General features: G+C 40.0%; 16 protein-coding genes. 2 read left to right on the top strand and 14 right to left on the bottom strand.

What is annotated here, in order from left to right:
* The 14 genes from IPO83_13840 to IPO83_13775 all read right to left on the bottom strand — a co-directional run bounded on the left by IPO83_13840 (position 1) and on the right by IPO83_13775 (position 11,852).
* Positions 1-798 carry a hypothetical protein gene (locus tag IPO83_13840; GenBank protein ID MBK9732334.1) on the bottom strand — a complete coding sequence of 266 codons (798 nt, stop codon included), beginning with the start codon at positions 796-798 and terminating at the stop codon, positions 1-3.
* Between the two features lie 28 nt (positions 799-826).
* On the bottom strand, positions 827-1,273 hold the full coding sequence (locus IPO83_13835) for a GNAT family N-acetyltransferase (protein MBK9732333.1): 447 nt from the start codon (positions 1,271-1,273) through the stop codon (positions 827-829).
* Between the two features lie 102 nt (positions 1,274-1,375).
* Complete coding sequence (locus IPO83_13830; protein ID MBK9732332.1) at positions 1,376-2,047, bottom strand: DUF998 domain-containing protein; 672 nt, start codon at positions 2,045-2,047, stop codon at positions 1,376-1,378.
* A 14-nt stretch (positions 2,048-2,061) separates the two neighbouring features.
* The gene (locus tag IPO83_13825; GenBank protein ID MBK9732331.1) at positions 2,062-2,892 is read right to left on the bottom strand and encodes a hypothetical protein; all 831 of its coding nucleotides are present in this window, start codon (positions 2,890-2,892) and stop codon (positions 2,062-2,064) included.
* A gap of 134 nt (positions 2,893-3,026) precedes the next feature.
* A complete protein-coding gene (locus IPO83_13820) occupies positions 3,027-4,232 on the bottom strand; it encodes a YHYH protein (GenBank protein ID MBK9732330.1) in 1,206 nt (401 codons plus the stop codon).
* Positions 4,233-4,307: 75 nt separating this feature from the next.
* Positions 4,308-5,000 (bottom strand): SGNH/GDSL hydrolase family protein, encoded by a 693-nt coding sequence (locus IPO83_13815; protein MBK9732329.1) that lies wholly within the window; start codon positions 4,998-5,000, stop codon positions 4,308-4,310.
* A gap of 143 nt (positions 5,001-5,143) precedes the next feature.
* Complete coding sequence (locus IPO83_13810; protein MBK9732328.1) at positions 5,144-5,587, bottom strand: hypothetical protein; 444 nt, start codon at positions 5,585-5,587, stop codon at positions 5,144-5,146.
* Positions 5,588-5,773: 186 nt separating this feature from the next.
* Positions 5,774-6,226 carry a VOC family protein gene (locus tag IPO83_13805; GenBank protein MBK9732327.1) on the bottom strand — a complete coding sequence of 151 codons (453 nt, stop codon included), beginning with the start codon at positions 6,224-6,226 and terminating at the stop codon, positions 5,774-5,776.
* A gap of 279 nt (positions 6,227-6,505) precedes the next feature.
* A complete protein-coding gene (locus IPO83_13800) occupies positions 6,506-7,003 on the bottom strand; it encodes an SRPBCC domain-containing protein (GenBank protein ID MBK9732326.1) in 498 nt (165 codons plus the stop codon).
* 301 nt (positions 7,004-7,304) lie between these two features.
* Positions 7,305-7,670, bottom strand: a complete 366-nt coding sequence (locus IPO83_13795; GenBank protein MBK9732325.1) for a DUF2200 domain-containing protein — start codon at positions 7,668-7,670, stop codon at positions 7,305-7,307.
* A 269-nt stretch (positions 7,671-7,939) separates the two neighbouring features.
* Positions 7,940-8,689, bottom strand: a complete 750-nt coding sequence (locus IPO83_13790; GenBank protein ID MBK9732324.1) for a succinate dehydrogenase/fumarate reductase iron-sulfur subunit — start codon at positions 8,687-8,689, stop codon at positions 7,940-7,942.
* A 93-nt stretch (positions 8,690-8,782) separates the two neighbouring features.
* The gene (locus tag IPO83_13785) at positions 8,783-9,133 is read right to left on the bottom strand and encodes a four helix bundle protein (GenBank protein MBK9732323.1); all 351 of its coding nucleotides are present in this window, start codon (positions 9,131-9,133) and stop codon (positions 8,783-8,785) included.
* Positions 9,134-9,238: 105 nt separating this feature from the next.
* A complete protein-coding gene (locus IPO83_13780; GenBank protein ID MBK9732322.1) occupies positions 9,239-11,155 on the bottom strand; it encodes a fumarate reductase/succinate dehydrogenase flavoprotein subunit in 1,917 nt (638 codons plus the stop codon).
* Positions 11,156-11,165: 10 nt separating this feature from the next.
* Positions 11,166-11,852 (bottom strand): succinate dehydrogenase cytochrome b subunit, encoded by a 687-nt coding sequence (locus IPO83_13775; GenBank protein MBK9732321.1) that lies wholly within the window; start codon positions 11,850-11,852, stop codon positions 11,166-11,168.
* 283 nt (positions 11,853-12,135) lie between these two features.
* On the opposite strand from IPO83_13775, the gene IPO83_13770 reads away from it, so the two are divergent.
* The gene (locus IPO83_13770; GenBank protein ID MBK9732320.1) at positions 12,136-12,741 is read left to right on the top strand and encodes a hypothetical protein; all 606 of its coding nucleotides are present in this window, start codon (positions 12,136-12,138) and stop codon (positions 12,739-12,741) included.
* 319 nt (positions 12,742-13,060) lie between these two features.
* Complete coding sequence (locus IPO83_13765) at positions 13,061-14,758, top strand: DEAD/DEAH box helicase (protein MBK9732319.1); 1,698 nt, start codon at positions 13,061-13,063, stop codon at positions 14,756-14,758.
* Positions 14,759-15,129 lie beyond the last annotated feature (371 nt).

The raw sequence follows: 15,129 nt of genomic DNA, 5'->3' as shown, positions 1-15,129 counted from the left end.
CTAATATTTTTCAGTAACAAACTCCACCCAACCTTTCTCAAAGTCGGATTCACTTACACCCAAAACGGTTTCAATGTCAACGTAAGATGTAATTAAAGCCGGCAATTTGTCTTCACCCCATTTTTCCACTATATACTCAATAATGGTGTAGCCAACATTATAAATCTGATTACTGCTGTTTAAATCCTTAAGGGTAAGGTTCTTTCTCATTCCATATTGTACACTGATGCTATTTACCATACCAGCTTCGTAATCGCAAATAGCTTCCCAAAACCATTGAGGATATTCCTTGATAAACTTCTCTTCAAACATTTTGTCAAAATCTCCTTTGCTCGCATTTCCCCATTTCTCCTGTTCTTCCTTTATAAGAATGTTCAACTGAACACAATGCGTAAATTCATGAAGGGCTGTCTTTATAGGGTCATTGGGAAGAATACTGTTGAACCAGTTTGTCCAGAGTATATGAAACTCGTCAGGGCCTCTGCTTGTCCCATTTGCAGTACTGCTCAAAAGACCTGTTCCTATATTAAAATCAGCCTTTGTCGGATGAATAAATACCCAAATCATCTCATGGTCAGGATCAATTAACCTGGACCGAATCCTGTCATAGTTTTTTTCAAGAGTTTCTCCAACTTCCTGCGCTTCTTCCGGATAGATTCCCTGATAAGAAATAATAAAATGGCCGGTCTTTAATTCTGTTGGTTTGTCCACGACAGAAATACTTCTATATGTTTTTGCGCCGAAATAGATAAGGACGAGTCCACCAACTACCAAAAGAAAAATCTTTACTTTTTTCATTGTTCACTTATTCGCGTTCATTTTAATGTTAGCTGAGTTCTTCATTAAGTATCCATAACCAGGCATCTCCGATTTCATCATCTTGAACCACTTCAGAAAATTGAAATCCGTTTTTCTCCAAAATTTTAGTTGAAGCATTATGTTCAGGAGCTGTCTTTGCTGTGATTGTCAGATTAGGGTTCGCCTTTTTTGCGATGGAAAGTAATTCTTTGCACGCAAAAGAAGCAATTCCTTCTCCTTCAAATTCTTCAAATGTCCAATAAGCAATTTCAACTTTTCCATTAAAAGGTTGTCCTGTAAAACTGCAAGAGCCAACGATTCTATTTTCTCTGATGATGAAATATCCAACCCAAGGCACATTGAATCCAATTTTTGGGTAATAATCCTCGTACATGCTTAGTAAGGCCTGGCAGTCTTCTGAACCGAAAATCTTGTCATTTTTATTTTCGTGAAGGTTTATAATTTTTAACTCCATTTCAGTTTATAATTTGTCGTTGGTTGCTTATCGTTTCATGTTTCGCGGCATTACCGCTAACACTTTGCTGCTTACCTCATTTCCATTAAACCTTCTCCTTTGTCAAATTTGTCTGGAGCTTTTTATTATTAAGAATGATATTGCCGCCATCCATACACACCCAATTATAATACTCAATCTTTGCAATACGCCAGCAAGTTCAACTAACCCTCTCACCTGTTTAAATCCAATGCCGGCGAGAATAAAAAATGTCAGAATACCAATTCCTGATAAGAATGAATATGCTGCCCAGCTATTATTATTTGCTTCTTTAAACCGGTTTCGCATTTTAAAAATTGCGATTGGTAAACACACAAAAACGATAATTGAAAAGAAGTCATGAAGATGCCCGTGAATCGTGAATTGGGCAACAGCAAGAGGTTCTGTTGTCGGATAACCATATACAGGATCAGAAGAAAAAAGTCCGGCACCAACCAAACCAAATCCGACTGCTCCTATTAGTCGTGATATCCAGATTGAATTTTTTAATGATGGTGTAGCCTGTCTAAATCCTATCGCGGATAAAAATATTAATACGCCGGAGATTATAAAATTGGTTATTTGAATCCATCCAAATTGTCCGATTGACAAAGAACTTATTGGAAATTTTAAGGGCGTATAACCTTCGCGTAATTGTCCCTGAATAAGAAACATCGCTATAAATAAAATGCAACCTGTTTGTCCGCAAATAAGCAGTGCTTTTGTTGTTTTGCTAATGCCGTTATTTAAAATCATTTTCCTTCTGTCCGTCATTTTAATTGCACGTGTATATGATCGTCATGTCTAACCGCCTGGCAACCATGAAACCTTATTTTGTCTGAAGTTAATTTTAAACGTGTCTTTAAATGTGGCTCCATAAAAATTTTCCCAATGCAAGGCTGGGTTACAAAAAAGTTTATTAATTCTCTTGTCTTGTCACTGTCAAAAGCAAAATCCTTTTTGCTGTCTTGCGAAATAACTTTAGTCAAAAAACTATATTGCCAATAGCCCTTCCCGGCACAAAATGCAGCCGTGTTTTTTTCATTTTGTAAGGGCTCTTCACAAATTCCGTAACCAATAAATGAAGGACACTTATTTGTTGATTCACCTGTCTTGGCATCACGATAACAAAAAGAAAGGTCAATTTTTTTACCATCATTGTGACTAAGGTGAGGAAGAAGAGGGAAATTGTTAATGAACGGAAAGTTAGCATCCAAATAATTTACGGTTGTCCCCGGGAATTGGTTATTCATTTGCGTTGCCACTTCAAATGCTGATTGTCTTAGCTCTGGTCTGACGTAGTTACGGTTAAGAAAGCAAGTCAAAATGTTTAGAGGTCGCAGGTGCTTCGTTTCAGTAAATGGTAGTGGAACTCGTCCCAAGGATTTTGCAAGAGCGGGAACAATTATGAAAGTCGTCAGTAAATAAAGCATCATAAAGGATGTGAACCTGATAGTAACTTTTAGAAAACTGTTGCTTGTCCACGTGTCAATAAATCTGTATGTCAAAAGTGAAAGCAAATAAACAAATCCTCCCACCTGTGTCAAAATCGTTAACAGGGAGAAAAGTATAATTGTCAAACTAACTTTTAAAAATTGCAAGGTCTGTCTTTTCGGTCACACAAAGCATTTAGAGTTCTATTCAACTAACTGGCTCAAATAAAAGTATATAACCGCATCAGTGATAAATGGAATTAAATATAAAGCATTACCAGCGACGCCATCCTCCTGCCAATCTAATGCTCAATACTTATTTTTTGTACTGCCGATTTTGTATTTCCTTGTAACTTCAAATAATAAATTCCGCTTGATAAATTTTCTACATTAATTATATAGGGAACTGCCGGTTGAATATTCTTTTCTGAATGCACTATTTGTCCGGATGCATTTAATAATTGTGCAGCTAAATTATTGTTTTCACCCGGTGCAACAAATATTGTCAGGTAATCATTAGTTGGATTTGGATAATATTCGAATGCTATTTTTTGGTCAATAGTAGAAATCCCTGCAGCACCTGGTGTGTAGGTTACCACCGTTTCTGTTATGATGTTATGTCCACTATTCGGACCAGTATTGCCTGCTTGCACGATACCGAAATAAGTTGGTCCTAAGACATATGGATAAACAGGATATAAATTCGCGTCAATAGTTACAAAATATGCATAGATCCCATCGGGATAATCAGGTGTTACACAAAATCTTCCATTGTGAATATCTAAATCTCCGGCACCACTTACAAAAGTTCTGTCTTCAATAAAAGCACCCAATGGATAGGTTGCATCTACAGCAGGTCCGTTTATTCTTGTTGTTCCTGTATTCATTTCATAACTGCTGGTCATTCTTTTAATTGCCCCGGTTCCATTTGTGTTGGCATAACCATATGCACCATAAACAGGAAATCCGTCAAAAGCATATCCGATGATGGGCGAATGTTGTGTACTGTCTGCATCATTATACAAGCAAGTTGGATTTACGTGCAGGTGATATTCACTTTGCGCATTCGGGTGTCCCAAACAATTATCAAAACTTATCCCTTCATAGTAAAGTGCATCTCTGTTCCAGACGCCTGCATTGTTATAACTCATTCCATCCTTCGGATTAAAAATACTTACGCCATTACTCCAAACACCCACGTGTCCCAGTGGTGTATTTGTTAAAGTGCCGGTATTTTGAACCGGATTACGGGTGATTTTAAAAACAAAATTTTTGTTCTCCGGAATATTTGGATTTGCTGTCCACGGACCGATTGTATAATCCGGAATACAGGTAGCACTTACATAAACATTGTTAGTTGAATATTGAACTTGCTGCACATTGGTCAAAATTCCTGCATAACCTGTTGCACCTGTTGTGTTGATTTTCCATGAAGTAATTTCAGGTGTTAGTTGAGCAAAAACCGTATTGGCCAACAATATTAAAAGGAAAGTGTAAGTGTGTTTCATTTCTTAATCCTTTTCAAAGTGTTTATTAAATTCAATCTTTCCTGGTATTCCATCGAATGTGAAGACAATAACCTACTATTGCTTTAAGGCTTCTGCAATCGCACGCTCCACCAAAGGTTCCATCACCTTATATCCAATCAGCGTTGGATGAACGCCATCATCAGCATATTTTTTGTCCAACCCTTTTCTTTCGTCCACCATCGAAGTATAGTAATCCACGTACACCAGTTTGTTTTTATCGGCAAAGGTTTTAATCATCTTGTTCAGCGTGACAATCTTTTCCGCAGGTTGCAATCCCGGTCGCCATGGATAATCAAAAACAGGAAGCACAGAAGACAGCACAACGCGGATGTTATTGGCAATAGCAAGTTCTGCCATTGAAACAATATTGCCGAAAATGTTTTCAAGCGAAATAGGACCTGTGTTCTCAGCGATATCATTCGTTCCTGCAAGCAGCACCACTACCGCAGGTTTTAATTCAATAACATCATCTCGAAACCGAACCAGCATTTGTGAAGTGGTCTGTCCGCTGATGCCTCTGTTGATATACGGCTTGTTGCTGAAAAAAGCGCTGTCTGTTTCTAACCATCCCTGCGTAATGGAGTTGCCCATAAACACCACCCGTTTTTCATTCGCTGAAGGAGGCAACAACTTTTGATTGGCGGCAGCATACTTGTTCAGATTTGCCCAATCAGTTCTAAGCGGATCATCCTGACTGAAAGCAGGGAAACGGGATAAAGACAGCAACAAAAAAATCAGGTTTCGCATAACGACAGGCGCAGAGGAGCGCATCACAAATCTAATCACTTTTCTAAGGCAGTTGACGTCTTCACCTCATCAAATGAATCATTTTAATAAAGAAGTTTACATGTCCAGCCTTGACATGCATTGTCCTTTGGATACTATTTTCTTTATAACCCCGGAATCAAATGCCAGCCCGGGAAAGGTTTTACGGTTGCGCAATTGGGACCTCCATCTTTACCTGTTCCGGGAACTTTCGTCTCCAGATGTAATGAAGCGTCATCCAATAATAGTTTGATTGTTTCAGATGAGATATCACGCAGTGGAATTTTCAACCGACGACTCCAGACTGAATCTATCTGTCCGGCATTTGTACCTATGTCTATATAAATGAACCGTTCTTTTGAAGCTCCATGAACATAAGGACCTGCAAAATCAGGTAAAGACGTTTTAGATTCCTTTAGCAAAACTTTAAATTCAAAGCAGAGATCTGCCTTATTTGATCTTTGCTTTTGTATTGTTTCATAGTTATTTCCCTTACCCATTTGAATGCCAAAGTCAACTCCTGCCGGTGGGTTTTCCAAAATGATTCTTATAGATATTTCCTGCTTCATTTTTAATACTTATAGTTAGAATTTTTGAAAACCAGCTGGCTCACATAAACGGTTTGCAACGTCCTGGCATTTGTGAAGGCAATTCATGGAACGTTCAGCCAAGATCAAATTCCCATTGAAAATGTATTGTTGAATTTATCAACTAAAGTTGAGCATTGAACGCCGGGCCATAACATGCCCCTTTCCTTATTTATTACCAAGTTCTTCTGCCAGTCCAATAAGAATCCCTTCAGCCCCGCGAATGTAACATAGCCGGTAAGTGTTCTCATACTGAACTACTTCTCCAACGAGTTGAGCACCATGCTTGATGAGCCTGGACACCATTTCGTCAATGTCTTCAACAGTGAACATGATACGAAGATAACCGAGTGCGTTCACAGGAGCAGTTCTGTGATCAGCTATAGTAGCCGGACTTAGAAATCGCGAAAGTTCGAGCCGGCTGTGCCCATCAGGCGTAACCATCATAGCAATCTCTACACACTGAGAACCCAGTCCGGTTACTCTTCCAGCCCACTCTCCTTCGATAGTGGCTCTTCCCTCGAGCTTCAACCCTATCTCAGTGAAAAACGAAATGGCATTGTCGAGTGATTCCACTACGATGCCTACATTATCCATTCTCAATAATTTATTTTTTGCTATCATTTTAAATCCGCCGGTTAACGAAAAAGCTTATTCGAAGCGACAGAAAGGTACGGAAAAAGGGTGCCGCTTTGAGGGCCACCAAATAAATTTTCCTTGCTGCAAAAATTTTGAGATTGAATGGAATGGGAAGTCATCTGATGAATTAAAAACAATTGGCAAGAGACAAAATGTGTTGAATCATCCGATGACTCCATCAATACCGGACATTAGTATTCCAATCTGGAAACACAATCCGGAATTTTATACAAATAACGAGGCATTACGGTTATACAAAAACTATTTTTTCGGGAGTCCCCATTTTTCTATGAGTTCCTTATTAAGCGAATCATCTTCTTTCGTGTTGGGCTTTCCTTTTCCCGTTGTAATTAAATCCTTTATACTGCCTTGTATGTAACTTGTCCATGCATCCTGGCAAACATTATAGCATTCATATTCAGGTGTCAGACCAGATTGTGTGAATTGAAGTTGCGTCTGGTTATCCTTTTCAGAAATTTCAAAAAATATTTTATTGCCTTTCCATTCACTTTGATCCTTTGTGAAATTGAATTGATTTTCCAACACCAGCCAAACAACTTTTTTGCCCGGCACCATTTCAATGATCTTCATTTTACAGATATGAACATCTTTATAGTGGTATAGAAATTCCGCGTCCGGTTTATCGGTGTTGCCATCAATGTTTTCACTCCACCATCCACGAACATTATTGATCGCATTGAAAACTTCTTCCGGTGTATTGTCAACCAGAATAGTTGTTGTGAAATTTTTGTTCTCCATGAGTATTGGTTTTTGATGATCGTTTGAACAATAATTGTCTGTTACTGAATTAAAATTGTCAAACTAAATTTTATACTGCAAATCTATTGGCTGAATAGTAATGGCAAGCGGTGTAATATGGACATTGTAGCAGGTTAATTTGGACTAAGATAAATCCTCTCGTAGCTAAAGATAATTTTAGTAATCGCTAATTGATTCAGGAAGCAAATACATTTAGGAAGTTATGTCCCGATAGGTTATAAGCAGTGCGTTTGCCCTTTCTATGTTAAGTGAAAAGTTATTCAATCATTCATCGGTCACACTAAGCAACACGTAAAATCTTTTCCATCTTCCGGCCTTTCGCCAACTCATCTACCAGCTTATCCAAATACCTTACTTGTTGCGTTAACGGATTTTTGATTTCTTCCACCCGATAACCACAGATTACACCGGTAATTAGCGCAGCATTAGGATTTAAGGTGGCTCTTTGAAAGAATGTTTCAAAAGTCACTTTTTCTTTAATGAGTGTTTGCAGTTTTTTTTCATCAAACCCTGTTAGCCACGCTATCACCTGGTACAGTTCATCTTTTGTTCTGCCTTTCTTCTCCACCTTTGTTACATAAAGCGGATATACGGTCGCGAATGTCATTTTTGCAAAGCGCTCATCGTGATTGTTTGCGTTGTTCATGTCTTCTTTTTGGAAGTTTTCTCTCAGACTATTTTATTGCTGTGCTCAGCAAAGAGTTTGAAAAGTTTATAGGGTTTATGATGTTTAGATTGTTTGTTCTAAAGTGAGTTATTGGAAGAGTGTTGTAGCCTTTGAATTTTTTTTTGGTTTTTTTTTTTTTTTTTTTTTTCTGGAAAGTTCAGGAGTTATAATTGGCAAGAGATTGTTGTGAAGCCTTGTTGTGGCCTTCACGCGAAAATTTAAAATGTAATGCATGCTGATTTACTCAATCACTTATTTTCAGTCATACTAGCCCACAGATATTCACGATTCAGGCGCGCGATATTCATGGCGGAAATTTCTTTTGGGCATTCCGCTTCGCATGCAAGTGTATTGGTACAACTTCCAAATCCTTCGAGGTCCATCTGCGCTACCATATTCAGCACCCTTTGTCCACGTTCCGGTTCACCTTGCGGCAGCAAAGCCAGGTGTGAAACTTTTGCACCCACGAATAACATGGCGGAAGAATTTTTGCAGGCAGCTACGCAGGCACCACATCCAATACAGGCAGCCGCTTCAAAAGCGAGATCAGATTTTTCTTTTTCAATCAATATGGCATTCGCATCAGCAGCTTGTCCCGTATTAACAGACACAAATCCTCCTGCCGCTATAATGCGATCGAAAGAAGTCCGGTCAGTCACAAGATCGCGTAATACTGGAAATCCTTTCGCACGCCACGGTTCAACAGTAATCGTATCACCATCCTTAAAATGACGCATGTGCAATTGGCAAGTGGTGGTAGCTTTCATCGGTCCATGAGGGCGGCCGTTGATCACCATGCTGCAGGTGCCACAGATTCCTTCGCGACAATCATGATCGAAAGCAACCGGATCTTTTCCTTCATTGATCAACTGTTCATTCAACACATCAAACATCTCCAGGAAAGAAGCATGCTCATCCACATCGGCGAGCTGATAGGTTTCAAAGGTTCCTTTGTCATCTCGATTCTTCTGGCGCCAGACTTTTAGGGTTAGTTGCATCGGTAATTGTTGAATTGTTTAATTGTTTAATTGTTATGCAGCCTCTTCAGATAGTTTCGTTGAATTACTCTTTTAAATTTTCATTGGTGAAATTTATGAATGAATTGCTTTGGGTAATTTCTTAAGTTCCGTAAAAATATGATCGTACTCTTCATCTTTCAAAAGTGTTCTCACTTTTGATTTCTGATTCCAATCCAGGCATTCCGTAGTTTCTCCAAGGCTTATTCTGTAATGTTTCACTTTATCTCTCTTACCATATCTGCCCCAGCCTTCAGCAATATTTGCGGAAATGGAATCTGCTGCATTTGCAAATTGACTTCCAATGCTATTCCTTGCAAATGAATCCCAACTCCTCACTACATCCCAGATATAATTACTTAAGTGAAAAGCTATCCGGTAAGCTTCCACATCACTAAGCTTCATGAATTTCTTTTGATTTTCCATAAAATCAATATTTATAGTTCCAATAAAATCCTTACGCAAAAAAATCCACTTCATCAACCCACTGACCCCAACAATTTAACAATTAAACAATTTAACAATTAATTACTACTTATAACTCCTCTGCGTCGGATGCACCACCTCATACTTCAACTCCTCCTTATGCAACTCCGCCAACACATCTTCTCCTTTAAATTCATAAGCACTCACATACATGAACCCATCATCACGGCGCAATGCTTCGCCTTCCGCTGTCTGGAATTCTGTTCTGAAGTGGCCTCCACAACTCTCTTCACGTGCCAGCGCATCCTGTACCATCAGTTGTCCCAGCTCAATAAAATCTGCTACACGACATGCTTTTTCAAGTTCCTGGTTGAATTCGTTTTCCGTACCCGGAACACGTACATCACTCCAGAAAGCAGTTTTAATTTTTGCGATTTCAGATGCAGCTCTTGTTAAGCTTTCACGGTTACGCGCCATGCCGCAATCATCCCACATCACTTTTCCTAATTGCTTATGGAAATAATCAACTGACTTCGTGCCCTTGTTATTTACGAAAGCGGAAAGACGTTTTCTCACGTCTGCTTCCGCATCTGCAAACTCACTGCTGTTGGTATCCACTTTTCCTGATAAGATTTCACCCGACAAATATTCACCAATGGTATAAGGCAAAACAAAATAACCATCTGCTAAACCTTGCATCAATGCAGAAGCACCAAGCCTGTTTGCACCATGATCAGAAAAATTACATTCACCTGTAGCATACAAACCAGGTACGGTAGTCATCAGGTTATAATCCACCCAAAGTCCTCCCATGGTATAATGCACTGCCGGATAAATCATCATCGGAGTTGTGTATGGATCGTCTGCAGTGATCTTGTCATACATTTCAAACAGGTTACCATAACGCGCACTTACCACCTCCTTGCCTAACCTTTTTATGGCATCTGCAAAATCGAGGTAGACAGCGAGACCAGTTGAACCTACGCCACGACCTTCATCACAAACTTCTTTTGCCGCACGAGACGCGATATCACGTGGCACAAGATTTCCGAAAGATGGATATTTTCTTTCCAAATAATAATCGCGTTCAGCTTCAGGAATATCTGCTGCTTTACGTTTTTCTCCCTTTGCCTTTGGCACCCAAACACGTCCATCGTTCCGCAACGATTCACTCATCAGTGTAAGCTTCGATTGATAATCGCCGTGCTGCGGTAAACACGTAGGATGTATTTGTGTGAAGCATGGATTGCCGAAATAAGCCCCTTTCTTATAAGCGCGCCAGATAGCAGTGGTATTACAACCCATTGCATTGGTAGAAAGGAAAAAAACATTTCCATAGCCGCCCGTTGCGAGCACGACAGCATGTGCACCATGCCGCTGAATTTCTCCGGTTACCAAATCACGCACAATGATGCCGACGGACTTGCCATTCTTAATCACCACTTCCAGCATTTCATGCCGCGTGTACAACTCCGCATTCTTCAAACCTACCTGACGCTCTAATGCCTGGTAAGCACCAATCAGCAATTGTTGTCCTGTTTGACCACGAGCATAAAACGTTCGTGAAACCTGCACACCACCGAATGAACGGTTGTCGAGCAACCCACCATATTCACGTGCAAACGGAACACCTTGTGCTACACATTGATCAATAATACTCACACTTGCTTCAGCAAGCCGATATACATTGGCTTCTCTTGCACGATAGTCACCACCTTTTATAGTATCATAAAACAGTCGATAAATGCTGTCGCCGTCGTTGCGATAATTTTTGGCAGCATTAATACCGCCTTGCGCGGAAATAGAATGCGCCCTGCGTGCACTATCCTGAAAGCAAAAAACTTTTACATTGTAACCCAGCTCAGCCAGTGATGCTGCAGCGGAAGCGCCGGCCAGACCGGTTCCTACTACAATCACATCTAATTTTCTCTTGTTTGCAGGACTCACCAGTTTAACGGTAGAGCGATAAGTTGTCCATTTACTTTCCAGCGGACCAGCAGGAATTTTTGCATCTAAAGCCATTGCTGACGAATCATTTTAACTGTTGAACCAAATACCAGTAAACAGGCAAAAACATGAATCCACCGGTGATGACGATGGTGTAAAATTTTCCAAGACCTTCAATCGCGGGAGTATACTTAGTATGCATAAGTCCCAATGAGCGAAACGCGCTTTGAAATCCATGCCACAGGTGATAACCCAATCCGAACATCGCTACGAAGTAAAGTAGCGCATAGGGAAACGAGCCAAATGCTCCTACCGTTTCTTTAAACAGGTTCACATTTCCGTTTGCATCTACACCGAAATCTTCATCACCAAATTTTAATTCGTAGAAAAAATCTTTTAGGTGAATCACCAGGAAAATTAGAATGATAACGCCTAAAATTCCCATGTTGCGCGAATACCAGGTACTGTTGGAAGTTCCCGCAGAAACGGCATATTTAACCGGTCGCGATTCCCTGTTTTTATACGAGATAACTGCCGCCTGAATAATGTGAATAATAAAACCTGCAAAAAGCACCACCTCCATGATCTTGATGAGGATATTGCTTTCCATGAAATGGGTAAATGCATTAAAGGTGAGTCCATTATCAGGCACAAGCGTAAGCAGGTTTCCGGTTAAGTGAACAATGAGAAACGAACAAAGAAAAAGTCCGGTAAGTGACATTACAAATTTTCTTCCGAGGGTAGAAGTGAACATCTGGGTAACCCAACTCATGGAGGATAATTGATTTAGTAAGTGAAAAGTATAGGATGAAAATCTGTGCGTCCGAATGCTCCGGCAATTGTTCCGAACAATGCAAAATTAAAGCACGAGCGCTAATGTAGTGAATGGAATTGAAAGAAATTATAAGTGCTGAGCTGATTGAGTATTCAATAATTGTCTGCGATATGACTTGCTGAATTTCAAGGTCAGTGATTAATGCAAGCTATTTTTACCAAATTTGCGACTGAACATTAAAAGATTTTCAATCGCACTTTCACAAATAAAATTAATCAACATGCAACGATTTTTCTTCATCCTCCTGTTAACCTCGGGACTCTTCTTTCAGAATGCTCTATTTGCTCAAGATGAAAAAAGCAGTAGCGATAAAAAAAGTGAGATTTCTTTTCAATTAGGTCTGAATTGGAATAAGCCAGTTGTAGATGAAAATGAATTTGTGACGGATAGTAAAATCGGCTACCAGATTGGCCTTTCTTATATGCGGGGCAAACATTTTTGGTGGCAAACAGGTTTATACTATTATCATTTTGCTTCCACTGTTGCATCAATAAGCAACGCTGAGATCGGCAATATTTCGTATTCTGAAATCAAGGTTCCGCTTTTAGTTGGACTGAGTTTGTTACCAACTACAAATAATGCATTTAACATTCGTGCTTTTGCAGGCGCATTGCCGGGCTTTGTTGTAAGTAAACAAGCTGATGATGAACTTGGAATTTCGGAGGACGAATTTACCGGCTTTCACTTCGATCCTACACTTGGGCTGGATGTTGATGTGCTCATTGTAAGTGCAAGAGTTGGATATGCTTATGGTGTCACTAGTATCCTGAAGGATGACAAATCGCATCCATCGTATGTATATCTTTTTTTAGGAATCGGATTCTAATCGTAAGCAAACAAAAACAATCCAGGTTCTGCCATTTGTGTATCGGAAGTTGATCTATCGTTCAACAGTAATTTCGGTTTGAGTCTGAAGACGGAATAGGAATTGGGAATTGGGAATTGCAATGACTTGCATCGACTCGTGTATTTCAGGTTGATCGGTTTTCAATATTTATATATTGTTCTGTCATGTCTGGAAAAGCCACTTCTATTTGAATGTTCATATACCTGTCAAACTATATTAAGCGCTTACTCCCTAATCTGCCCAATACGCCGTACCTTGCGGCCATTAATTCTCACCCAATTACCTTAATCAAATTTTAATGCAATCTTTTTCAGACCTCGGGCTATCACAGCCAATTCTGGAGGCTATAGAAACAATGGGCTTTGTAACCCCCACTCCAATTCAGGAAAAAGTGATTCCTGGATTATTAGTCAATAATCGTGACCTTATTGCCCTCGCCCAAACCGGTACAGGTAAAACCGCTGCTTTCGGATTACCGCTGATACAATTGATCAATCCTGACCTGGCGCATACGCAGGCATTGATACTTGCTCCAACCCGTGAACTGTGCATGCAAATCACGAGCGACATTAAGAGCTACGCACGACGGCTTCCTGCAATAAAAACAGTTGCAGTGTATGGTGGTGCAGGCATTATGGAACAAATGCGCACCATTCGCAACGGAGTTCAGATTGTGGTGGCAACGCCGGGGCGTCTCATTGATCTTATTGGAAGAAAGGCCGTCAACCTCAAAACTATAAGCTTTGTAATATTGGATGAAGCCGATGAAATGCTGAACATGGGTTTCCAGGAAGACCTTGATGAAATTTTAAAATCAACTCCTGCGGAAAAAATGACCTGGCTTTTTTCAGCCACCATGCCACCCGAAATCAGGCGCATCTCTAAAAAATACATGAATAATCCGTTCGAGGTGCAGATCGGAACAGCGAATACCGCCAATGAAAACATAGAACATCAATACTATGTAGTGAACAGCCGCGAGAAATATTCGGCATTGAAACGGATTGTAGATTTCACACCTGACATTTATGGAATTATTTTCTGCCGTACGAAAGCGGAAACGCAGCAGATAGCGGAAACACTTATTAAAGATGGATACAACGCAGATTCCCTCCACGGAGACTTGCAGCAGGCACAACGTGATAAAGTGATGCGTGCTTTCAAAAGCCGGACCCTGCAACTGTTGGTGGCCACTGATGTTGCTGCACGCGGAATAGATGTGAATGATGTATCACACATCATCAATCTTCACTTGCCTGATGATATGGATTTTTATACGCACCGCAGTGGAAGAACGGCACGTGCAGGAAAGACCGGCATCTCCATGGTATTGGTTGACGATCGCGACATTTCGAAGATCAGACAACTGGAGAAAAAAATTCAGACAAAATTTGAACGTAAAAAAGTCCCTACAGGATTGCAGGTTTGCGAACAACAACTGCTTGCATTGATTAAACGTGTGCATGGTGTAACAGTAAATGAAAAAGAAATGTCACCCTTTATGCCTTCCGTAATGGAAGAGTTTAAAGACCTGAGCAAAGAAGAAGTTATTAAACGTTTTGCTTCTATTGAATTTAACCGGTTCCTGGATTACTATCGCGGAGCTCGTGACCTTAACATACAGGAACGTACTACTACTTCCTACCGTGACCGTGACTATGCTTCTTCCGGAGAATCTCACAATGGTGAACGCATGTTCATCAATCTTGGGAAGATGGATGAGCTTACCGAAGAAAAATTATTGGGAATCATCCGGCAGGCTACTCAATTGAAAGGCAAAGAAATAATGAACCTCAAGCTCAAAGGAGCGTATTCTTTTTTTTATGTTGATGATCAATTTGTAAACCCCGTAGTGCATGCTTTCAAAGGTGCATCTTACCGTGGCAGGCGCATTCGGGTAGAAGTACAGAATGAAAATGAAGAACGCCGTGAAAGAAAACCACACCGGAAAGGCAGTTCATCATTTCAAAAACCGAAAGAAAGGAACAGGTACTAGCGTTTCCTCACGTCAATAGACATCAATCTTTTTTTAATAACCTTTAACGTTATTAAAAAATCATTTTATCAGTTGAGAGTGGTATTACTCAGCAGTTGATCGGGTGTAGGAGTTATCTATTGCCTCCGGTTTCAACCAGTGTAATAATTGGCCGTTGATAGATAACGGAATGGCCCGGTTGATCAGTCATTATTTATTTTGGCTGATAATGAGTAATCCCCACAAGCCGCACTCATTCTTTCGAATAAATTCAACCCAATTCAAAGAATGGATTTCAGCTTTTTGAAAAGGAATTGCATTTCATCCTTCTGATGCGCCTCTATATGGCGTTAATTAATACGCATATAAATTTGTTTCCTTTATTCTATTAA

Source organism: Chitinophagaceae bacterium, from assembly GCA_016717285.1.
GTDB lineage: Bacteria > Bacteroidota > Bacteroidia > Chitinophagales > UBA10324 > JACCZZ01.
This window is presented reverse-complemented; position numbering and strand designations above follow the sequence as displayed.

Coding starts and splice junctions, on each gene's coding strand:
- IPO83_13840 (MBK9732334.1), bottom strand. CDS start 798: ATGAAAAAAGTAAAGATTTTTCTTTTGGTAGTTGGTGGACTCGTCCTT.
- IPO83_13835 (MBK9732333.1), bottom strand. CDS start 1,273: ATGGAGTTAAAAATTATAAACCTTCACGAAAATAAAAATGACAAGATT.
- IPO83_13830 (MBK9732332.1), bottom strand. CDS start 2,047: ATGATTTTAAATAACGGCATTAGCAAAACAACAAAAGCACTGCTTATT.
- IPO83_13820 (MBK9732330.1), bottom strand. CDS start 4,232: ATGAAACACACTTACACTTTCCTTTTAATATTGTTGGCCAATACGGTT.
- IPO83_13815 (MBK9732329.1), bottom strand. CDS start 5,000: ATGCGAAACCTGATTTTTTTGTTGCTGTCTTTATCCCGTTTCCCTGCT.
- IPO83_13810 (MBK9732328.1), bottom strand. CDS start 5,587: ATGAAGCAGGAAATATCTATAAGAATCATTTTGGAAAACCCACCGGCA.
- IPO83_13800 (MBK9732326.1), bottom strand. CDS start 7,003: ATGGAGAACAAAAATTTCACAACAACTATTCTGGTTGACAATACACCG.
- IPO83_13795 (MBK9732325.1), bottom strand. CDS start 7,670: ATGAACAACGCAAACAATCACGATGAGCGCTTTGCAAAAATGACATTC.
- IPO83_13790 (MBK9732324.1), bottom strand. CDS start 8,689: ATGCAACTAACCCTAAAAGTCTGGCGCCAGAAGAATCGAGATGACAAA.
- IPO83_13785 (MBK9732323.1), bottom strand. CDS start 9,133: ATGGAAAATCAAAAGAAATTCATGAAGCTTAGTGATGTGGAAGCTTAC.
- IPO83_13780 (MBK9732322.1), bottom strand. CDS start 11,155: ATGGCTTTAGATGCAAAAATTCCTGCTGGTCCGCTGGAAAGTAAATGG.
- IPO83_13775 (MBK9732321.1), bottom strand. CDS start 11,852: ATGAGTTGGGTTACCCAGATGTTCACTTCTACCCTCGGAAGAAAATTT.
- IPO83_13770 (MBK9732320.1), top strand. CDS start 12,136: ATGCAACGATTTTTCTTCATCCTCCTGTTAACCTCGGGACTCTTCTTT.
- IPO83_13765 (MBK9732319.1), top strand. CDS start 13,061: ATGCAATCTTTTTCAGACCTCGGGCTATCACAGCCAATTCTGGAGGCT.